Source organism: Acidovorax sp. 93, from assembly GCF_003633835.1.
GTDB classification, from domain to species: Bacteria; Pseudomonadota; Gammaproteobacteria; order Burkholderiales; family Burkholderiaceae_C; genus Acidovorax; species Acidovorax facilis.
In genome coordinates, this window is the sequence record NZ_RBIT01000001.1 from 1,170,657 (window position 1) to 1,190,589 (window position 19,933).

Here is a 19,933-nt window from a genome sequence, read left to right on the forward strand (position 1 = left end):
TCCCTGAGCATCGCTTTGTTGCAACGCGGTACGCTGCGTTGTGTCGATTTACAAGGAGACAAAAGCATGAAGTTCGCTATTAAGGCTGTAGCAGCCTCGGTAATCTTGGCAAGCGCTGGCGGGGCCTTCGCTCAAAAGGGCGAGACGGTGAAAATCGCCTGGCTCGACCCCCTGTCTGGCCTGATGGCGGCAGTGGGAACGAACCAGCTCAAGAGCTTCCAGTTCATCGCAGAAGAGTTCAACAAGAAGAACCCTGCAGGCGTCAAATTCGAAATCATCGGCATCGACAACAAACTCAGTCCCCAGGAAACCACCAGCGCCCTGCGCTCGGCCATGGACCAGGGTGCGCGCTACGTGGTGCAGGGCAACGGCTCCGGCCCCGCACTGGCGATCATGGATGCGCTGGAAAAGCACAACGCGCGCAACCCTGGCAAGGAAGTCCTGTTCCTGAACTACGCTGCCGTGGACCCCGACCTCACCAACAGCAAGTGCAGCTACTGGCACTTCCGCTTGGACGCTGACACCTCCATGAAGATGGAAGCCCTGACCACGTACATGAAGGACATGCCCGAGGTCAAGAAGGTCTACCTGATCAACCAGAACTACTCGCACGGCCACCAGGTCTCCAAGTTCGCCAAGGAAATGATGCAGCGCAAGCGCCCTGACGTGCAGTTCGTCGGCGACGATCTGCACCCGCTGGCTCAGGTGCGTGATTTCTCTCCCTACATTGCCAAGATCAAGCAGTCGGGCGCCGACAGCGTGATCACCGGCAACTGGGGTTCTGATCTGGCGCTGCTGATCAAGGCCGCCAACGACGCGGGCCTGAACAACGTCAACTTCTACACCTACTACGGCTCGGTCACTGGCAGCCCCACCGCTATGGGATCGGCCGCAGCAGGGCGCGTCTACATGGTGGCCTATGCCCACATGAACCTGCCCGGGCCGCTGAACCAGATCGTGGTGGACTACAAGAAGAAGTTCAACGACGACATGTACACGGGCGCGGTTTACCACGCGTTCACGATGCTGTCCGAAGGTTTTACCAAGGCCAAGTCGACCGATCCGGTCAAGGTGGCTGCTGCGTTCGAGGGCATGAAGTTCAAGAGCTTCAATGGCGAAGTCGAGATGCGCAAGACCGATCACCAACTGCAGCAGGGCCTGTTCATCTCCAAGTGGGAGAAGGCTGGCGGCAAGTTCCCGATCGACTCTGAAAACACGGGTTACACCTTTGTGCCTGTGAAGTACTACGAGCCCTATGTGGCGAGCACGCCCACGTCGTGCCAGATGAAGCGCCCGTAAGCCTTGCGCAATCGCTTCGAGGCCCGACCACTCGGGCCTTTTTTTTACCCCTGCAGTGAAAAATTCCAATGAATCCTGAGTTTTTCGTGATCTCTTTGCTGAACGGCGTGAGCTACGGGCTCCTGCTGTTCATGCTGAGTTCCGGCCTCACGCTGATCTTCAGCATGATGGGCGTGCTCAACTTTGCACACACCAGCTTCTACATGCTGGGTGCCTACTTCGCGTTCACCATCTCCGGGGTGGTGGGCTTCTGGCCAGCGCTGGTGCTGGCACCCCTCGTCGTGTTTGCGCTGGGGGCCGCGTTCGAGCGCTATTGCCTGCGCCGGGTGCACAAGTTCGGCCACGTGCCCGAACTGCTGGTCACGTTCGGCCTGTCCTACCTCATTCTGGAAGTGGTGCAACTGGTCTGGGGCCGTTCCACCGTGCCTTATGGCCTGCCCGAGCAATTGCAGGGTCCGCTGTTTTCGCTCTATGGCACGCAATTTCCCAAGTCGCGCTCGTTTGTGATGCTCGTGGCCCTGCTGATGCTGGTGTCGGTGTGGCTGCTGCTCACACGCACGCGCATCGGTCTCGTCATCCAGGCCGCCCTCAAGTACCCAGAGATGGTCGAGGCGTTGGGCCACAACGTGCCGCGCGTCTTCATGCTGGTGTTTGGCGGTGGTGCCGCGCTGGCCGGCTTGGCGGGGGTGATCGGTGGCAACACCTATGTCACCGAGCCTGCGATGGCGGCCTCAGTGGGTTCCATCATCTTTGTCGTGGTGGTGGTGGGTGGCATGGGCTCGCTGGCAGGTGCCTTCCTGGCATCGCTGCTCATCGGTCTGGTGCAGACCTTTGCCGTGGCGCTGGACTACTCTCTGATCCATGTCTTCAAGGCCGTGGGCGTGGCGGTGACTGACCAGACCTTCGGCTACCCCTTGCTCAAGCTCACGATTTCCCAGGTTGCGCCCATCTTGCCTTACCTGTTCCTCGTGCTGATCCTGATCTTCCGCCCCAAGGGCTTGCTGGGCACGCGGGAGGACTGATGCCATGAATTCCACTACAACCACTACTGTCGCTTCCAGCGCCACGTCGCACTACCGGTTCAAGCCCTGGAACCTCGGGCGCCTCATCATCTGGACGTTGTTCGCGGTCATGCTCATCGTGGCGCCCATGCTGTTTCGCAGCAGCCTGGCGCTGACCATGCTCTCGCAGATCGGCTACCTGATCATCATCTGCCTGTCCTACAACATCCTGCTGGGGCAGGGCGGCATGCTGAGCTTTGGCCATGCGGTCTACACCGGCCTGGGTTCGTTCATCGCCATTCATGCAATGAACATGGCCACCAAGGGCTCTGTGCACATTCCGCTGGTTCTCATTCCACTGGTGGGCGGCCTGGCAGGGGCATTTTTTGCCATCCTGCTCGGTTTTGTCACTACCAAGAAGTCGGGCACCACCTTCGCCATGATCACGCTGGGTATTGGCGAACTGGTGGCCTCCATGGCGCTGATGTTCCCCGAGTTCTTCGGCGGAGAAGGCGGCGTCACCACGGACCGGGTGTATGGCAAAGCCTTCTTTGGCATTACTTTCGGGCCTGCGATTCAGGTGTACTACCTGATTGCAGCGTACTGTTTTGTCTGCACTGCCGCCATGTTTGCATTCACCGGCACGCCGCTGGGCCGCATCCTGAACGCTGTGCGCGACAACCCCGAGCGCGTAGAGTTCATCGGCTACAACACGCAGCGTGTGCGCTACTTCGCGTTCATCATCGCGGGCTTTTTTGCTGGCATCGGAGGTGGGCTGGCCACTATCAACTTCGAGATCATCACGGGAGCTGACAGCCTTAGCGTGATTCGCTCCGGTGGCTACCTGCTGTTTACCTTCCTCGGCGGGGCAACGTTCTTCTTCGGCCCCATCATCGGCGCGGTGCTGTTGGTGCTGGCGTCGGTGTTGCTGTCCGAGCTGTCCAAGGCATGGTTGTTGTACCTGGGCCTGGTGTTCCTGTTCATGGTGATGTATGCGCCCGGAGGGATTGCCAGCCTGATCATGATGAACCTGCGGCTGGCCAAGTACGGCAAGCTGCGTCAGCTCTGGAGTTCTTACCTAGCGCTGGGCGGCACGGCGCTGGTGGGGGTGATGGGCGCAGCCTGCATGATCGAGATGACCTACCACCTGCAGCTCAACGCGGCCCTGGGGCCAGAACTGACGTTCCTGGGGGCCACGCTCAATGCCGCAGGCTTTACGAGCTGGTTTGGCGCCATTTTCGTGATGGTCACGGGCTTTGGACTTTTTGAACTCTGCCGCCGCCAGTTCCTGCGGCAGTGGAGCACGATCCAGGAAGAGATCGAACATGAAATCAAGCGTGGGGAGGCGCTGTAAACATGGCAGCTGACAACCCAACCAACACCACCTATGCCCTGGAACTGCGCGACCTGCGCAAGAGCTTTGGCAAGACGGAAATTATCCGTGGCGTGAACCTGTCCGTGGCCTCTGGCGAACGCGTGGCCATCATCGGCCCCAATGGCGCGGGCAAGTCCACGCTGTTCAATCTGATCAGTGGGCGTTTTGCGCCCACAAGCGGGGATGTGATCCTCAATGGCCAGCGCATCAACGGGCTGGCACCGTATGAGATCAACCGCAAGGGGCTGTCGCGCAGCTTCCAGATCACGAACATCTTCCCCAAGCTCTCGGTGTTCGAGAACCTGCGCTGCGGTGTGCTCTGGAGCATGGGCTACAAGTACACCTTCCTGCGCTTCCTGTCGAACCTGCACGATGCCAATGAGCGCGCCAAGCAGCTCATGGAAATGATCAAGCTCGACAAGAAGCGCGACACGCTGGCGATGAACCTCACCTATGCCGAGCAGCGCGCCCTGGAGATCGGCATCACCATCGCGGGTGGTGCCAACGTGATCCTGCTCGACGAGCCCACGGCCGGCATGAGCAAGACCGAGACCACGCGCTTCATCCACCTCATCAAGGAAGTGACCGAAGGCCGCACGCTGCTGACGGTGGAGCATGACATGGGCGTGGTCTTTGGCCTGGCGGACAAGATTGCTGTGGTGGTCTATGGCGAGGTCATTGCCTATGACACGCCCGACAAGGTGCGCGCCAACCAGCGCGTGCAGGAGGCCTATCTGGGCTCTGTCGTTGCGGACGAGCAAGGGGCGGGACATTGACATGCTGAAAATCGAAAATCTCCACGCCTATTACGGCAAGAGCCATGTGCTGCATGGCGTGACCTTCGACGTACAACCCGGTGAAATCGTGGCCCTGCTGGGGCGTAACGGCTCGGGCCGTTCCACCACCGCCAAGGCCATCATGGGCCTGGTGGACTGGGAGGGCACGCTGAACTGGAAGGGGCAGGACCTCAACGGCAAGAAGGCTTACGAGATCGCCCACCTGGGGGTGGGCTACGTGCCCGAAAGCCGCGATGTGTTCCCCAACCTCACCGTGCACCAGAACTTGCTGCTGGGCCAGAAAGGCAAAGGCAAGGGTAGCCGCTGGTCGTTTGACGACATGTACGAGATGTTCCCGCGCCTCAAGGAGCGCCAGCACACCGAGGCGGGCGTGATGTCGGGCGGCGAGCAGCAGATGCTAACGCTGTGCCGCACGCTGATGGGCGACCCCGACCTGATCATCATCGACGAGCCCACCGAAGGCCTGGCCCCAAAGATTGTCGAGCTGGTGGGGCAGTACCTGCAGACCATCAAGGCGCGGGGTATCTCGGTGCTGCTGATCGAGCAGAAGCTGACCATTGCCATGAAGATCTCGGACCGCGCGCTGGTCATGGGGCACGGCTCGATCGTGTTCCAGGGCACACCGGACAGCCTGCGGGCCGACAACTACATCCGCAAGGAATGGCTTGAAGTCTGACGATTTCTGAAAAACCATGGCTAAAGAGGCGCCCGATAGCTGAAGGCGCCTCTTTTTTTGCTCTACCAAATGTTGCATTGCAAACCCCCTTGTCCCGCCCGGGACAAATTGACACGCCAAATGGGTTTGAAGTCTCTACAATAAAAACGCACGATCGTTCTTTTTCACTTTCCAAGGAACAACAGCACCATGACCGCTGAATACAAAGTCCACGGCTCCGTTGCCGTGATCACCATGGCCAACCCTCCCGTCAACGGACTCGGTCTGGCGACCCGCCAGGGCATCGTGGACGGCCTTGGCCGTGCCAATGCCGATGCAGCGGTCACATCCATCGTGATCACCGGTGCCGGTGGTGCGTTCTCTGGCGGCGCCGACATCAAGGAGTTCGGCACCGACAAGTCGCTGCAAGAACCCAACCTGCTTTCGGTGATTGCCGCCATTGAAAACTCGGCCAAGCCTGTCGTGGCCGCCATGCACAGCGTGGCCATGGGCGGCGGGCTGGAGCTGGCCCTGGGTTGCCACTACCGCATCGCAGCGCCTGGCTGCTCGATTGCACTGCCCGAAGTCAAGCTGGGCCTGATCCCTGGCGCAGGCGGTACCCAGCGCCTGCCCCGCGTGATTGGTGTGGAAGCCGCGCTCAACCTCATCGTGAGCGGCGAGCCCGTCAAGAGTGAAATGATTGGCGCCGTGCCCGGCCAGAAGCTGTTTGACAAGATGGCAGCGTCGGCCGAATCGCTGGCCGCAGAAGCCCTGGCGTTTGCCCAGAGCGTGGCGGATGCCCGCCCGCTGCCCTTGGTGCGCAACTTCCCCTGCAAGCACCCCGAAGGCGACGCGTACTTCCAGTTCGCGCGCAACATGGTCAAGGGCATGGCCAAGAACTTCCCCGCACCCGCCAAGTGCGTGGACGCTGTTGAAGCCGCCACCAGAAAGAAGTTCGCCGAAGGCATGCTGGTCGAGCGCGAGATCTTCATCAACCTGATGTGGACGCCCGAGTCGCGCGCACTGCGCCACCTGTTCTTGGCCGAGCGTGCGGCGAGCAAGATCCCTGATGTCGCATCCGACACCCCCAAGCGCGACATCAAGCTGGTCGGTGTGATTGGCGCGGGCACCATGGGCGGTGGCATTTCCATGAACTTCCTGAACGCAGGTATCCCCGTCAAGATCCTGGAGATGAAGCAGGAAGCCCTGGACCGTGGCGTGGCCACGATCAAGAAGAACTACGAAGCCCAGGTCAAGAAGGGCAAGCTCAAGCAAGACAAGTACGAGCAACGCATGGCCCTGCTGAGCACCACGCTGAGCTACGACGATCTCAAGGACTGCGACCTCATCATCGAAGCCGTGTTTGAAGAAATGGGCGTCAAGGAAGCCGTGTTCAAGCAACTCGACGCTGTGGCCAAGCCCGGCGCCATTCTGGCTTCCAACACCTCCACGCTGGACGTGGACAAGATCGCAGCGTTTACCAAGCGCCCGCAGGACGTGGTGGGCATGCACTTCTTCAGCCCCGCCAACGTGATGAAGTTGCTGGAAGTGGTGCGCGGCAAGGAGACCGCCAAGGACGTGCTGGCCACGGTGATGGCCATCGGCAAGAAGATCAAGAAGACTTCAGTGGTCTCGGGCGTGTGCGATGGTTTCATCGGCAACCGCATGATCGAGCAGTACAGCCGCCAGGCTGGCTTCCTGCTGGACGAAGGCTGCACGCCCCAGCAAGTGGACAAGGCCATCGAAAAGTTTGGCTTTGCCATGGGCCCGTTCCGCATGGGCGACTTGGCGGGCAACGACATTGGCTGGGCCATCCGCAAGCGCCGCTCCGTCGAACGTGCCGACATGAAGTACAGCCGCACGGCCGACAAGCTGTGTGAACTGGGCCGCTTCGGCCAGAAGACCGGCGCAGGCTGGTACGACTACCAGGCCGGCAAGCGCGACGCGATCCCGAGCGACCTGGTCAACAAGATGATCGAAGACCATCGCAAGGAACTGGGCATCACGCCGCGCAAGATTTCGGATGAAGAAATCGTGCAGCGCCTGGTGTTCGCACTGGTCAACGAAGGCGCGCACATCCTGGAAGACGGCATTGCCAGCAAGTCCGGCGACATCGACATGGTGTACCTGACCGGCTACGGCTTCCCCATCCACCGTGGCGGCCCCATGCACTACGCCAGCGAAGTGGGTCTGTTCAATGTGGTGCAGGCCATGGACCGTTTTGCCAAGAACCCGCTGGATGACGCAGCGTTCTGGAAGCCCGCTCCGCTGCTGGCCAAGCTGGCCGCCGAAGGCAAGGCCTTCCAGTAAATAGCCGCGTGCACCCATCTACAGAATCAAAGGAATTCACATGACCTCCGCAGTGATTGTTTCCACCGCCCGCACGCCGCTCGCCAAGAGCTGGAAGGGTTCTTTCAACATGACGCATGGCGCCACCCTGGGCGGCCATGCCGTGCAGCACGCCGTGTTGCGCGCCGGCATCGACGGCGCTGACGTGGACGACGTCATCATGGGTTGCGCCACACCCGAAGGTGCCACCGGCAGCAACATCGCGCGCCAGATCGCACTGAAGGCCGGCCTGCCCATCACCGCTTCCGGTGTCACGGTCAACCGCTTCTGCTCCTCTGGACTGCAGACCATTGCCATGGCCGCCCAGCGCATCATCGCTGGCGAAGCCGATGTGTTCGTGGCCGGTGGTGTCGAAAGCATCTCCTGCGTGCAGCAGGAGATGAATCTGCACATGATCCAGGACCTGGCCCTGGCCAAGCAAAAGCCCGAGATCTACTGGAGCATGCTGCAGACCGCCGAGCAAGTGGCCAAGCGCTACAACATCGGCCGCGAAGCCATGGACGAATACGGTGCTGCCAGCCAGCAAAAGGCTTGCGCAGCGCAGGCCGCTGGCTTGTTCGACGCAGAAATCGCCCCCATCACCGTGACCGCCGGTGTGGCCGACAAAACGCTGGGCCTGATCACCAAGCAGGTCACCGTGAGCAAGGATGAAGGCACACGCGAAGGCACGACGGTAGAAGCCATCAGCGGCCTTCGCTCGGCGCTGCCTGGCGGTTTGATCTCTGCCGGCAACGCCAGCCAGTTCTCCGACGGCGCCGGCGCCTGCGTGGTGACCAGCGAAGAGTACGCCAGCAAGAAGGGCCTCAAGCCCCTGGGCCGCTTCCTCGGCTTTGCGGTGGCAGGTTGCGAGCCCGACGAAATGGGCATCGGCCCCGTGTTTGCCGTGCCCAAGGTGCTGAAAAAGCTGGGCCTCACGGTGCAGGACATCGACCTGTGGGAGCTGAACGAAGCCTTTGCCGTGCAGGTGCTGTACTGCCGCGACAAGCTGGGCATTCCGGCCGACCGCCTGAACGTGAACGGCGGCGCGATTGCCGTGGGCCACCCCTACGGTGTGTCGGGCCAGCGCCTCACGGGCCACGCGCTTATCGAAGGCAAGCGCCGTGGTGCGAAGAAGGTGTGCGTGACGATGTGCATTGGTGGCGGCATGGGCGCTGCGGGCATTTTCGAAGTGCTGTAAAACTTGGCTTGGGGCGGCGCAACAGGCGGCACCTTCACGTGTTTCCTGTGCGCTTGCCCCTTTGTGGGTGGCGCAAGCAGCGTTGGTGGGGCCCATGGGCGGACCACATGCGTTGGCTCTCCGCCCAGCAAATTTCAGATGGATGCCTGAACTGCCGGTAGAAGGGGATGAGAGGAAGACACCAGGGCCGAGGGGGTGAAGAGACGCTGGCTACAAATTGTTGCTTTGCCAGGGCATGATGCGCCCCTCGGCGCGGTTGGCGCGGGCAGAATCCGCGCGACCACCGGCTTGCCTGTGGCACTGAACCTGTCTCCTTTCTCCATCCCGAACCCGGTACCTCCCATGCGTTGTCTGCTTCCTTCCTTTCGCCACTGTGTCGCCCTCTCGGCCCTTGCCGTTGCATGCGATGCCCATGCCCAGAGCCAGACCTACAAGCTCCAGCTGCCGCTGGAGTCGGACTCCGACGTGGTTTTGCAGGACATCGTGGTGGACGCCAAACAGACGCGGGTGACGCTTGCCGTCAAGAACACCACCGATGAATCGTTCGAGGCCTGTGCGCAACCCACTGGCTCGCCCGATGCGTTCACGCTCAAGGACCTGGGCACCGGCACCGTGCTGCCGCAGCTGTCGATTGGAGGCCTGTCTTTCTGCAACGTGAAGATGGATGTGGTCAAGCCCGGCCGCAACAAGCTCGTCAAGATCACGTTCCCGCCACTGCCTGCAGGTGCCACACGCCTGCAGCTCGGAGAAGCCAATTGCCAGCCCAAGCCCGATTCGGACATGGACTACTGGTGTTTCAAGAACATCGTGCTGCCTGCACGCTGAGCCCTATCAGGCCAATGGAGATCGGGCATGCGCGCAGCCACAAGGAGACCTTCTGATGACCCTGCGTTCCACGCTCGACTTTCTGCTGTATGACTGGCTCGATGCCCAGTCCCTCACGGCCCGCACGCGTTTTGCAGACCACTCGCGCGAAACCTTCGATGCGGTGCTCGACACCTGCGAGCGCATCGCTCGCGAGAAGTACGCGCCCTTCAACCGCACCGTAGACATCGAGGAGCCACACTTCGACGGTGAAAAGGTCATCCTGCCCCAGGCGACTTACGAGGCGCGCAAGGCCTACGCGGAATCCGGCCTGTTGTCGGCCGCGCAGGACTACGAGGTCGGCGGCATGCAGCTGCCCTATGCCGTCGAGGCGGCCGCCAACAGCTTCTTTGCGGTGGCATCCATCAGCATCGGCTCGAACCTGCTGACTTCGGGCAACGCCAACCTGCTCATGGTGCATGGCACCGAGGCGCAAAAGCAGGTGTTTGCACTCAATGAATTCAACGGGCGTTGGTCGGGCACCATGTGTCTGTCCGAGCCGCAGGCGGGCTCCTCGCTGTCGGATGTGGCCACGCGCGCAGTGCCTGATGGCGATGGCTTCGAGGCCGACCCATTGGGTGCAAGGTATCGCCTCACGGGCAACAAGATGTGGATCAGCTCGGGCGACCATGAGCTGACCGAAAACATCGTGCACCTGGTGCTGGCCAAGATCCCGGGGCCGGACGGCAAGCTGGTGCCGGGCACCAAGGGCATCTCGTTGTTCATCGTGCCCAAGAAGCTGGTGGACACCGAAGGCAAGCTCACCGGCGTACGCAACGACGTGGCGCTGGCGGGCCTCAACCACAAGCTGGGCTGGCGCGGTACCACCAACACGCTGCTTAATTTCGGTGAAGGCAGGTTCCCGGTTGAGGGCAAGGCCGGGGCCGTGGGCTACCTGGTGGGCCAGCCCGGCAAGGGCCTGCACTGCATGTTCCACATGATGAACGAGGCGCGCATCGGCATCGGCATGGCCGCCACCATGCTGGGGCTGGCGGGCTATTACGCCAGCCTGGACTATGCCAAGAACCGGCCCCAAGGGCGCCCGGTGCAGGGCCCCAAGGATGGCGCCGCTGCCGTGGTCAAGGACGCCGCCCAGCCCCAGGTGCGCATCATCGAACACGCCGACGTCAAGCGCATGCTGCTGGCCCAGAAGTCGTATGGCGAAGGGGCGCTCGCGCTCAACCTGTTTTGCGCCAAGCTGGTGGACGAGCAGCACACGGGCGACGCGGCGGCGGCCGACGAAGCCCGCCTGCTGCTGGAGGTGCTCACCCCCATTGCCAAGAGCTGGCCCAGCGAGTTCTGCCTGGAGGCCAACTCATTGGCCATCCAGATCCATGGTGGCTATGGCTACACCCGCGACTTCCCGGTGGAGCAATACTGGCGCGACAACCGCCTGAACATGATCCACGAAGGCACGCACGGCATCCAGGCCATGGACCTGCTGGGCCGCAAGGTGCTGATGGAAGGCGGCCGCGGCCTGCAACTGCTGGCCGGGCGCATCAACGCCACCATCGAGCGCGCCATCCAGGTGCCCGCGCTTGCTGCCCACGCCAACGCGCTGGGCAAGGCGCTGCAGGACGTGGGCGCCGCCACCAAGGCCGCCTGGGCCACAGGGCAACCGGCCGATGCGCTGGCCAATGCCGTGCCCTACATGCAAGCCTTTGGCCACACGGTGCTGGCCTGGGTGTGGCTGGACGTGGCCCTGGCCACGCTGGCCCGGGATGCCGATCTGGCCCAGCCCGCGAGCGTGGGACGCATGGGCGGCATGCGCTTTTTCTTCCACTACGAGCTGCCCAAGATCGGTGCCTGGCTGCAGGTGGTGAGCACGCGCGATGCCACCTGCGCGGCCTTCCCTGAAGAGGCATTTTGATGGGGGCGCACCTCACCCTGCAACGCCTGCACAAGCTCATCTGGCTGCTGATTTACGGCGGGTTGCTCACGCTGATACTGGGCATTGCCACCGCCCGCACCGATGAGGCTCTGGGCTGGAGCCTCATCGTGGGCGGCGGGGTGCTGGCCGTGGTGGGTGTGGTGCTGATCGCGGTGCGGGCCCGGTTGCACACCGACCCCGGCCCTTAGAGCCTGCTCAAAGTTTTTTTGGAGACCGCATTGGAGTGCAATCGGGATGAGTGGATGCTTCGGATGCACCGCATGGGCTCATGCCCATGCAAGCAGCCGGGGCTTCCAATCGCCCGATTTCACTCCAACCCTTCGGGCAAGTGCCTTGCCGGGCGGTCTACGGCGTTGCGGCGCTTGCCGATAGCACGGGCTATCGGCGGCGCACCGCGCCTTGCATTCCATCCCAGCAAGGCACTTGTGCGGCTCCAGAAAAATTTTGAACAGGCTCTTAGCTGAACACCCGACACCCCCGCGACACAAAGCGCCCGCATTGCATCGCACAATCCTCGGGCGCGTGGGGCAAACACCCAACGACAGATCCATCCAAAACCGAAGGAGACTTTCAGCATGACCCGTACCATCCAACAACTGTTTGACCTCACCGGCAAGACCGCACTGGTCACCGGCGGCTCGCGCGGCCTGGGACTGCAACTGGCCCACGCGCTGGGCGAAGCGGGTGCCAAGATCATGCTCAGCTCGCGCAAGGCGTCTGACCTGGAAGAGGCTGCCGCCGACCTGCAGGCTGCGGGTATCGACGCACGGTGGATCGCCGCTGATTGCGCCAAGGAAGACGACATCCGGCGCCTGGCCGACGAGACCCTGGAGCGCCTGGGCCATGTGGACATCCTCGTCAACAACGCAGGCGCAGCCTGGGGGGCCCCTGCCGAAGACCATCCCGTGGACGCGTGGGACAAGGTGATGAACCTCAACGTGCGCGGTTACTTCATCTTGAGTCAGCACATCGCCAAGCACAGCATGATCGCGCGCCGCAGCGGCAGCATCATCAACGTAGCGTCCATCGCAGGCTTGGGCGGCAACCCCAAGGGCATGAACACCATTGCTTACAACACCTCCAAGGGCGCGGTGATCAACTTCACACGGGCGCTGGCCGCTGAATGGGGCGCGTACAACATCCGCGTCAATGCCATCTGCCCGGGTTTCTTCCCGAGCAAAATGACGGTGGGTACGCTCAAGGCCATGGGCGAGGAAGCGCTGGCCGCCCACGCCCCGCTGGGCCGTCTCGGCGATGATGAAGATTTGAAGGGCCTGTGCGCGTTGTACGCGTCGGATGCGGGCAAGCACATCACCGGCCAATGGCTGGCGGTGGACGGGGGCGTGAGTATCGTCACCGGCGGGTGAGCATCCCCCTGAGGCGCTGCGCTCCTTCCCCCTTCTCTCGGCTTCGCCGGGAAGGAGAACGCAGCCCTCGCTGCGGGGCGGCCCTTGCTCGGCTGCCCTGGTCTGGGCCGCGCCAGTATTTGAGGTTTGTGTTCTGAGGAAATCCCTTGAAAAGTTTCGGTGTCGAAATTCCCTTTGTCCACCACCTGGGCTTCACGCTGCAGCGTATGGAAGGCGGCGGGTCTGAGCTGCATTACGAAGCTCAGCCCGAGCACTTGAACTCGTTTGCCGTGACCCACGGCGGTGCGTCGATGACGCTGCTGGACGTGACCATGGCCACGGCGGCGCGCAGCGAGACGCCCGACATGGGCGTGGTCACCATTGAGATGAAGACCAGCTTCATGCAGCCCGCACGCGGGCCGCTGGTGGCCAAGGGGCGGCTCATTCACCGCACGGCCACCATGGCTTTTACCGAGGGCACGGTGTATGACGCACAGGGCAAGGTGTGTTGCCATGCCACCGGCACGTTCAAGTACGTGCGGCGCCTGCCAGTGGATGGGCGCAATGTGAATGACCTCAAGGTCATTTCCACCGATTGAGTCAAATTTTTAAGTCAAATTGGCCCCTAGCGCTTTATCCATAATCGCTAGCAGCTATTGAATTCATAGTGATAGACATTCCGAAGGAGCCTCTCATGCCACGCAACCAACAAATCGTTCTCGACAACCGCCCCCAAGGCGAAGCCGTGGCCAGCAACTTCAAGCTGGTGGCCACCGACACGCCCGCGCTCAAGGAAAGCGAGGTGCTGGTGCGCCACCACTTTCTGAGCCTCGACCCCTATATGCGCGGCCGCATGAACGAGAGCAAGAGCTACGCCGCATCGCAGGCGCTGGGCGAAGTGATGATCGGTGGCACCGTGGGTGAAGTGGCCGAGAGCAAGCACCCCAAGTACGCCGTGGGCGACAAGGTGGTGGGCATGGGCGGCTGGCAGGAATACAGCGTGGTCAATGCCGATCAGCCCGGCGCGCTGCGCAAGGTCGATACGACCCATGTGCCGCTGTCGCACTACCTGGGCGCCGTGGGCATGCCTGGCGTGACCGCCTGGTACGGCCTGGTCAAGATCATTGCGCCCAAGGAAGGCGACACCGTGGTGGTAAGCGCCGCTACTGGCGCCGTGGGCAGCGCCTTTGCCGCTTTGGCCAAGGCCCGGGGCTGCCGTGCGGTGGGCATTGCCGGTGGCGCCGACAAGTGCAAGTACGCTGTGGAAGAACTGGGCTTTGACGCCTGCATCGACTACAAGGAACACAGCGACGTGAAGGCCATGTCCAAAGCCCTGAAGGAAGCGTGCCCCAACGGCATCGATGGCTACTTCGAAAACGTGGGCGGCTGGATCATGGACGCCGTCATGCTGCGCATGAACGCCTTCAGCCGCATTGCCCTGTGCGGGATGATCGCTGGCTACGACGGCGCGCCGCTGCCCATGGCCAACCCCGCGCTCATGCTCATCAACCGCATGAAAGTCGAAGGCTTCATTGTGAGCGAGCACATGGAAGTCTGGCCTGATGCGCTCAAGGAACTGGGCACGCTGGTCGGCACCGGCAAGCTGCGCCCACGCGAGACCATTGCGCAGGGCATCGCCGCCGCGCCCGAGGCTTTCCTGGGCTTGCTCAAGGGCAAGAACTTCGGCAAACAGCTGGTGAAGCTGATCTGATGATGCTGAGGTGGACCTGGGCCCGCTTCGATGACCTGGGCGTGCACGCCCTGCACGATGCGCTGGCGCTGCGCTGCAAGGTGTTCATCCTGGAGCAGGGCCCTTACCAGGACCCGGACGGGGCGGACAAGCAGTCCTACCACCTGCTGGGCTACGACGAGGCCGGGGTGGCGCAGGCCTGCCTGCGCGTGGTGGACCCGGGCGTGAACTACCCCGAGCCCTCCATCGGCCGCGTGGTCACCGCCAAGGAAGCGCGGGGCAACGGCACGGGCAGGGCGCTGATGGCCGAGGGCATCGCTCGCTGCAGCCAGGCATGGCCGGGGCGGGGCATCCGCATCAGCGCGCAGGCCCATCTGCAGGGCTTCTACGGCAGCCTGGGTTTTGAGGCCGTGTCCGATGAGTACCTGGAAGACGATATCCCCCACATCGAAATGCTGAGACGGGGTGACAGCCCCGCCGCCTGAGGAGCCGCCATGACCGCTGCCAGCCCTGCCGCCACCCATGAGGTGTTCAACCAGAGCACGCCCTGGGCCGATGTGAACCTCTTCACCGCCAACCAGCCCTTGCAGGACGCGCTGCGCCTGCATGCCCCCAGCCTGCCGCTGGCGGGCCTCGCGGCGCTGGGCGCGGAGATGGGATCGGCCGAAATGCAGACCCATGCTCGGCTGGCCAATACCTACAAACCCCAACTGCGCACCCACGACCGCTTCGGCCGTCGCACCGATGTGGTGGAGTTCCACCCCAGCTACCACGCGCTCATCGGCACTGCGCTGCGCCACGGCCTGCACGCCACGCCGTGGTCGCGCCAGGACACGGGCCACGCGCATACCGAGCGGGCCGCAGGCTTCATGCTGTTCACCGAAGCCGAGCCCTCGGTGCTGTGCCCCGTGTCGATGAGCTACGCCGTGACCCCGGCATTGCGAGGCAATTCAGCGGTATGGGCGGATTGGAGCAAGGGTTTGGCGAGCACGCAGTACGACCCGCGCCTCGCGCTGTTCTCGCAGAAATCCGCGCTCACCATGGGCATGGGCATGACCGAGAAGCAGGGCGGATCGGACGTGCGCGCCAACACCACACAGGCTGTGCACGATGGTGAAGACGCCTGGGGCGCGCGCTACCGCATCACCGGCCACAAATGGTTCTTCTCGGCCCCCATGTGCGACGCCTTCCTGATCCTGGCGCAGGCACCCTGCGGGCTCACCTGCTTCTTCTTGCCGCGTGTGTTGCCTGATGGTGGCGAAGGCACCGTGAACGCCATCCGCATTCAGCGCCTGAAAGACAAGCTGGGCAACCACGCCAACGCCAGCTCCGAGGTCGAATTTATCAACGCCTTGGCCTGGCGCGTGGGCGAGGAAGGCCGTGGCGTGGCGCAGATCCTGGAGATGGGCACCATGACGCGGCTCGATTGCGCTTTAGGCACCAGCGGCCTCATGCGCCAGGCGCTCAGCATCGCTCTGCACCACACGCGCCAGCGCTCGGCCTTTGGCAAGAAGCTCATCGACCAGCCACTCATGCGCAACGTGCTCGCCGATCTGGCGCTGGAAAGTGAAGCGGCTACCGCTCTCTCCATAAGGCTTGCGAGCGCCTTTGACCACAAAGACAAGAGCGAGCACGAGGCCATCATGGCCCGCCTGCTCACACCCGTGGCCAAGTTCTGGGTGTGCAAGCGCGGCAGCGTGTTTGCGCAGGAGGCCATGGAATGCCTGGGCGGCAACGGCTATGTGGAAGAGGGCGGCGAAGGCGTGATGGCCCGCATCTACCGCGAGATGCCGCTCAACTCCATCTGGGAAGGCGCGGGAAACATCATGGCGCTGGATTTGATGCGCGCCGTGCGCCGCGCCGACACCGCTGCCGCTCTTGACGCCGAACTGGCACCCGCACGCGGCGCCCATCCGGCGCTGGACCGTCTGGCCGGCGCACTGCCCCTGCGCGTGGACGCCATGACCACCGAGGCCGAGGCCCGGCGCCTCGCGCAGGATGTGGCGCTGGCCGTGCAGGCGGCCCTGCTGCTGCGCAGTGCGCCCGGTGCCGTTTTCCGCGCGTTTTGCGACTCGCGCCTCTCCGGCGACTGGGGCTACAGCTTTGGCACGCTGGGCGCGGGTGTAAACCTTGACGCCATCCTGGCCCGTGCGCTCCCGGCATGAAGCTCCCCCTGAGTCGCTTCGCGCCTTCCCCCTCTCTCGACTCACTGCGTGAGTCGGGAGGGGGACGCCCCCAGCGCGGCGGGGCGGCCCTTACGCGGGGGCGCTGGCTTTGGCTGCGCCAGGATCACACGTTGTCACCAGTGTCAGCTCCAGCGGGCACTTCGTAAATCTTCCGAGGAGTAACCCATGTCCCACCTCATCCTGCACCACTACCCCTCGTCGCCGTTCTCCGAAAAGATCCGCGCGGTGCTCGGCTTCAAGCAGCTGGCCTGGAAGTCCGTGATCATCCCCAGCGTCATGCCCAAGCCCGATGTGGTGGCGCTCACGGGGGGCTACCGCAAGACGCCGTTCTTGCAGATCGGTGCCGACATCTATTGCGATTCGGCCCTCATCTGCGACGTGCTGGAGCATGAACAGCCCGAGCCGGTGCTGTACCCGCCGCACCTCAAGGGCGTGGCGCGTGTGTTTGCACAGTGGGCGGATAGCACGCTGTTCTGGGCCGCCATGGCCTACAACCTGCAGCCCAGAGGCGCTGCGGTGCTGTTTGCCAACTTGCCGCCTGCCGCCGCGCAAGTGTTTGGCGAAGACCGCCGCGAGATGAGCGCGGGCATGCAGCGCCTGCGACCGGCCGACGCGACGGCTGCCTACCGCTCGTACCTGCGCCGCATCGCCCACATGGCCGAGGAGCACGACTTCCTGTTCGGTGCCGAGCCCTGCCTGGCCGACTTTGCGGCCTACCACCCGCTGTGGTTCACGCGCCAGTGTGTGCCGGTGATGGCCGACATCTTTGCCGCCACCCCCGCCGTGCTGGAGTGGATGGACCGCATCGCAGCGCTGGGCCATGGTCGTATGGAAAAGTTCAGCGCTCAGGACGCCATTACGGTGGCTGCGGGCATGGACCCTTTGCCCCTGATGGACGACGTGTTCCAGGACGAACACGGCGTCCCGCTGGGCAGCCAGGTCACGATTTCCGCCGAGAGCTTTGGCACGGAGCCCACCGAGGGCGAGCTGATTGCTGCCACCCGCACCCGCTACACGCTGCGGCGTACCGACCCGCGCGCGGGTACGGTGCATGTGCACTTCCCGCGCATTGGGTATGTTTTAAGAGCAACCCCCTGAGCGGCTGCGCCGCTTCCCCCTTCTCTCGGCTTCGCCGGGAAGGGGGACGACGCCCTCGCTGCGGGGCGGCCCTTGCTCGGCGTCCCCGGCGTGGGCCCCGCCAGTTTCAACCCAACGCTCTAAATTGTTACGGACTCAAGGAGACAAAAACCATGATCGACAACTTTTCCGGCAAAACCGCCGTCCTCACTGGCGCAGGCTCGGGCTTTGGCCTGGAATGCGCGCGCATCGGTGCCCGCCTCGGCATGAACCTGGTGCTGGTGGATGTGCAGCAGGACGCGCTGGACGCCGCCGCTGCCGAGATGGAGGCCGCAGGCAGCCAGGTGCTGGCCCGCAAGGTGGATGTATCGAACGCTGCGCAGATGGAGCAGCTGGCCGCCGATGTGCAGCAGCGCTTTGGCGCGCCGCACCTGGTGTTCAACAACGCGGGCGTGGGCGCGGGCGGGCTGGTGTGGGAGAACTCCGTCAAGGACTGGGAATGGGTGCTGGGCGTGAACCTGTGGGGCGTGGTGCACGGTGTGCGCCTGTTCACGCCCATGATGCTGGCAGCGGCCAAGGCCGACCCGGCCTGGCGCGGCCACATCATCAACACCGCCAGCATGGCGGGCCTGCTGGCGGCGCCCAACATGGGCATCTACAACGTGAGCAAGCACGCAGTGGTCAGCCTGTCGGAAACGCTGTACCAGGATTTGTCGCTGGTCACTGACCAGATCGGCGCCAGCGTGCTGTGCCCCTTCTTTGTGCCCACCGGCATCAACCAAAGCCACCGCAACCGCCCCGGCGACCTGCCTGCCGAAAAGCCCACCAAGAGCCAGCTCATCGGCCAGGCCATGAGCGACAAGGCCGTGGGCAGCGGCAAGGTGACGGCGGCCGAGGTGGCGCAGAAGGTGTTCGACGCAGCGGCTCAAGGCCAGTTCTACATCTACAGCCACCCCAAGGCCCTGGCTTCGGTGCAGACGCGCATGGAAGACGTGATGATGGGCCGCAACCCCACCGACCCGTTTGCCGCCAAGCCCGAGCTGGGCGCGCAACTGCGCGCGGCGCTGCGGGCCGATTGATGGCGCACGCGCATGCTTTGGTGCCGAAAATATGAGAAAAATTGGCCTCTAGCGCTTATCCAGTAAGCGATGGTAGCTATAAAAAGAGTAGTGAGTACCAAACCTGCAAGGAGGGGCCCGCACTGTGCCTGATGCCACCCCTGGCCACGGCCATGCGCTGTTCGACACCGCCATCGGCACCTGCGGCATTGCCTGGGGCCCGGGCGGCATCGTGGCCGTGCAGTTGCCCGAGGCGGATGCCGAGGCGACCCGGGCGCGTTTGCTGCGCAGCCATTCACACTGCGCGCAGTCTGGGGAGCCCCCCGCCCCCGTGCGCAGCGCCATCGAAGGCATCCAGGCGCTGCTGGCGGGGCAACCCCGCGACCTGTGCGAGGTGCCGCTCGACATGTCCGGCATTTCGCCGTTTCACCAGCAGGTGTATGCGATTGCCCGGGCCATCCCGCCGGGCCGCACGCGCACCTATGGCGAGGTGGCCGAACAGATCGGCAGCAAGGGCCTGTCGCGCGCCGTGGGGCAGGCGCTGGGCCTGAACCCGTTTGCGCCCGTGGTGCCGTGCCACCGGGTGCTGGCTGCGGGTGACCGGCCGGGCGGCTTTTCGGCCGGAGGCGGCGCGCTGACCAAGCTGCGCATGCTTCAGATTGAAGGCGCGTGCCCGGGTGGAACACCATCGCTCTTTGATTGGTAACTGATCGTTTCAGTTCTTGGTGGGTTGCCTTTGGGCTGAAAAAGGCCTCTCTGGTGGTCTGTTCGACAGCGTACAGACTCGCGGCCCCAGCCCCTTGTACAAGAGGATCAGAGCGCTGCCGCAACGCGGTGGCGCCATTCACTTGTGTACCAGGAGCCCCCTATGTCCCATCCATCCACCCTTGCCTCTGCGTGGGACACGTCTTGTGTCGGGCAGCCGGCAGACGTATCGCTGCTGGAGCTTTCCCACCTGGGTGAACACTTGGCGCACTGCGGCGCCTTGCGCGGGCCGGTGGACCAGTTGCTCGCGGGTGCTGCATGGCTGCAGACCCTGGTGGCCGAACATGTGGTGACCGTTGCACTCTTGATCACGTTGCTGGTGGGGGTCGTATCGCTGGTGCGATAGGGGGCGCACGCATGGGCTTACGCACACCATGGCCCTGGGTTCCTTCCGCGCTGGACC

The 19,933-nt window shown here is 63.4% G+C and carries 19 protein-coding genes; all 19 read left to right on the top strand.

Annotated elements, in window-relative coordinates; all coding sequences use genetic code 11:
* The first annotated feature begins 66 nt into the window (after positions 1-66).
* The 19 genes from C8C93_RS05335 (at position 67) to C8C93_RS05430 (ending at position 19,876) form a co-directional block, all read left to right on the top strand.
* Positions 67-1,299, top strand: coding sequence for a branched-chain amino acid ABC transporter substrate-binding protein (locus C8C93_RS05335; RefSeq protein ID WP_055394034.1), 1,233 nt, complete (start codon positions 67-69; stop codon positions 1,297-1,299).
* Between the two features lie 68 nt (positions 1,300-1,367).
* On the top strand, positions 1,368-2,321 hold the full coding sequence (locus tag C8C93_RS05340) for a branched-chain amino acid ABC transporter permease (protein WP_055394032.1): 954 nt from the start codon (positions 1,368-1,370) through the stop codon (positions 2,319-2,321).
* A gap of 4 nt (positions 2,322-2,325) precedes the next feature.
* A complete protein-coding gene (locus C8C93_RS05345; protein ID WP_121506147.1) occupies positions 2,326-3,654 on the top strand; it encodes a branched-chain amino acid ABC transporter permease in 1,329 nt (442 codons plus the stop codon).
* A gap of 2 nt (positions 3,655-3,656) precedes the next feature.
* On the top strand, positions 3,657-4,451 hold the full coding sequence (locus C8C93_RS05350) for an ABC transporter ATP-binding protein (protein ID WP_055394028.1): 795 nt from the start codon (positions 3,657-3,659) through the stop codon (positions 4,449-4,451).
* A gap of 1 nt (position 4,452) precedes the next feature.
* A complete protein-coding gene (locus C8C93_RS05355; protein ID WP_121420373.1) occupies positions 4,453-5,148 on the top strand; it encodes an ABC transporter ATP-binding protein in 696 nt (231 codons plus the stop codon).
* Positions 5,149-5,337: 189 nt separating this feature from the next.
* Positions 5,338-7,437, top strand: a complete 2,100-nt coding sequence (locus C8C93_RS05360) for a 3-hydroxyacyl-CoA dehydrogenase NAD-binding domain-containing protein (protein ID WP_121506148.1) — start codon at positions 5,338-5,340, stop codon at positions 7,435-7,437.
* 40 nt (positions 7,438-7,477) lie between these two features.
* Positions 7,478-8,653: an acetyl-CoA C-acyltransferase gene (locus tag C8C93_RS05365; protein WP_055394022.1), complete on the top strand. Its 1,176-nt coding sequence runs from the start codon at positions 7,478-7,480 to the stop codon at positions 8,651-8,653.
* 342 nt (positions 8,654-8,995) lie between these two features.
* Positions 8,996-9,478: a hypothetical protein gene (locus tag C8C93_RS05370; protein ID WP_121506149.1), complete on the top strand. Its 483-nt coding sequence runs from the start codon at positions 8,996-8,998 to the stop codon at positions 9,476-9,478.
* Positions 9,479-9,533: 55 nt separating this feature from the next.
* The gene (locus tag C8C93_RS05375) at positions 9,534-11,387 is read left to right on the top strand and encodes an acyl-CoA dehydrogenase (RefSeq protein ID WP_121506150.1); all 1,854 of its coding nucleotides are present in this window, start codon (positions 9,534-9,536) and stop codon (positions 11,385-11,387) included.
* On the top strand, positions 11,387-11,596 hold the full coding sequence (locus C8C93_RS05380) for a hypothetical protein (protein WP_121506151.1): 210 nt from the start codon (positions 11,387-11,389) through the stop codon (positions 11,594-11,596). The genes C8C93_RS05375 and C8C93_RS05380 overlap by 1 nt, the downstream gene beginning before the upstream one ends.
* A 387-nt stretch (positions 11,597-11,983) precedes the next feature.
* Entirely contained in the window at positions 11,984-12,775 is a 792-nt protein-coding gene (locus C8C93_RS05390; protein ID WP_055394014.1) for an SDR family oxidoreductase, read from the top strand.
* A gap of 146 nt (positions 12,776-12,921) precedes the next feature.
* Positions 12,922-13,353: a PaaI family thioesterase gene (locus C8C93_RS05395; protein ID WP_121506152.1), complete on the top strand. Its 432-nt coding sequence runs from the start codon at positions 12,922-12,924 to the stop codon at positions 13,351-13,353.
* 95 nt (positions 13,354-13,448) lie between these two features.
* A complete protein-coding gene (locus C8C93_RS05400; RefSeq protein WP_121506153.1) occupies positions 13,449-14,465 on the top strand; it encodes an NADP-dependent oxidoreductase in 1,017 nt (338 codons plus the stop codon).
* The gene (locus C8C93_RS05405) at positions 14,465-14,929 is read left to right on the top strand and encodes a GNAT family N-acetyltransferase (protein ID WP_121506154.1); all 465 of its coding nucleotides are present in this window, start codon (positions 14,465-14,467) and stop codon (positions 14,927-14,929) included. The genes C8C93_RS05400 and C8C93_RS05405 overlap by 1 nt, the downstream gene beginning before the upstream one ends.
* A 9-nt stretch (positions 14,930-14,938) precedes the next feature.
* Positions 14,939-16,609, top strand: coding sequence for an isovaleryl-CoA dehydrogenase (locus tag C8C93_RS05410; RefSeq protein WP_121506155.1), 1,671 nt, complete (start codon positions 14,939-14,941; stop codon positions 16,607-16,609).
* Positions 16,610-16,795: 186 nt separating this feature from the next.
* Positions 16,796-17,728, top strand: coding sequence for a glutathione S-transferase family protein (locus C8C93_RS05415; RefSeq protein WP_121506156.1), 933 nt, complete (start codon positions 16,796-16,798; stop codon positions 17,726-17,728).
* 152 nt (positions 17,729-17,880) lie between these two features.
* Positions 17,881-18,786 (top strand): SDR family oxidoreductase, encoded by a 906-nt coding sequence (locus C8C93_RS05420; RefSeq protein WP_121506157.1) that lies wholly within the window; start codon positions 17,881-17,883, stop codon positions 18,784-18,786.
* Positions 18,787-18,910: 124 nt separating this feature from the next.
* Positions 18,911-19,471 (top strand): methylated-DNA--[protein]-cysteine S-methyltransferase, encoded by a 561-nt coding sequence (locus C8C93_RS05425; protein WP_121506158.1) that lies wholly within the window; start codon positions 18,911-18,913, stop codon positions 19,469-19,471.
* A gap of 162 nt (positions 19,472-19,633) precedes the next feature.
* Entirely contained in the window at positions 19,634-19,876 is a 243-nt protein-coding gene (locus C8C93_RS05430) for a hypothetical protein (RefSeq protein WP_121506159.1), read from the top strand.
* The last annotated feature ends 57 nt before the right edge of the window (positions 19,877-19,933 follow it).

Excerpts from the sequence above, each read along its gene's own strand:
- C8C93_RS05335 (WP_055394034.1), top strand. The coding sequence starts at position 67 with ATGAAGTTCGCTATTAAGGCTGTAGCAGCCTCGGTAATCTTGGCAAGC.
- C8C93_RS05340 (WP_055394032.1), top strand. The coding sequence starts at position 1,368 with ATGAATCCTGAGTTTTTCGTGATCTCTTTGCTGAACGGCGTGAGCTAC.
- C8C93_RS05345 (WP_121506147.1), top strand. The coding sequence starts at position 2,326 with ATGAATTCCACTACAACCACTACTGTCGCTTCCAGCGCCACGTCGCAC.
- C8C93_RS05350 (WP_055394028.1), top strand. The coding sequence starts at position 3,657 with ATGGCAGCTGACAACCCAACCAACACCACCTATGCCCTGGAACTGCGC.
- C8C93_RS05355 (WP_121420373.1), top strand. The coding sequence starts at position 4,453 with ATGCTGAAAATCGAAAATCTCCACGCCTATTACGGCAAGAGCCATGTG.
- C8C93_RS05360 (WP_121506148.1), top strand. The coding sequence starts at position 5,338 with ATGACCGCTGAATACAAAGTCCACGGCTCCGTTGCCGTGATCACCATG.
- C8C93_RS05365 (WP_055394022.1), top strand. The coding sequence starts at position 7,478 with ATGACCTCCGCAGTGATTGTTTCCACCGCCCGCACGCCGCTCGCCAAG.
- C8C93_RS05370 (WP_121506149.1), top strand. The coding sequence starts at position 8,996 with ATGCGTTGTCTGCTTCCTTCCTTTCGCCACTGTGTCGCCCTCTCGGCC.
- C8C93_RS05375 (WP_121506150.1), top strand. The coding sequence starts at position 9,534 with ATGACCCTGCGTTCCACGCTCGACTTTCTGCTGTATGACTGGCTCGAT.
- C8C93_RS05380 (WP_121506151.1), top strand. The coding sequence starts at position 11,387 with ATGGGGGCGCACCTCACCCTGCAACGCCTGCACAAGCTCATCTGGCTG.
- C8C93_RS05390 (WP_055394014.1), top strand. The coding sequence starts at position 11,984 with ATGACCCGTACCATCCAACAACTGTTTGACCTCACCGGCAAGACCGCA.
- C8C93_RS05400 (WP_121506153.1), top strand. The coding sequence starts at position 13,449 with ATGCCACGCAACCAACAAATCGTTCTCGACAACCGCCCCCAAGGCGAA.
- C8C93_RS05405 (WP_121506154.1), top strand. The coding sequence starts at position 14,465 with ATGATGCTGAGGTGGACCTGGGCCCGCTTCGATGACCTGGGCGTGCAC.
- C8C93_RS05410 (WP_121506155.1), top strand. The coding sequence starts at position 14,939 with ATGACCGCTGCCAGCCCTGCCGCCACCCATGAGGTGTTCAACCAGAGC.
- C8C93_RS05415 (WP_121506156.1), top strand. The coding sequence starts at position 16,796 with ATGTCCCACCTCATCCTGCACCACTACCCCTCGTCGCCGTTCTCCGAA.
- C8C93_RS05420 (WP_121506157.1), top strand. The coding sequence starts at position 17,881 with ATGATCGACAACTTTTCCGGCAAAACCGCCGTCCTCACTGGCGCAGGC.
- C8C93_RS05430 (WP_121506159.1), top strand. The coding sequence starts at position 19,634 with ATGTCCCATCCATCCACCCTTGCCTCTGCGTGGGACACGTCTTGTGTC.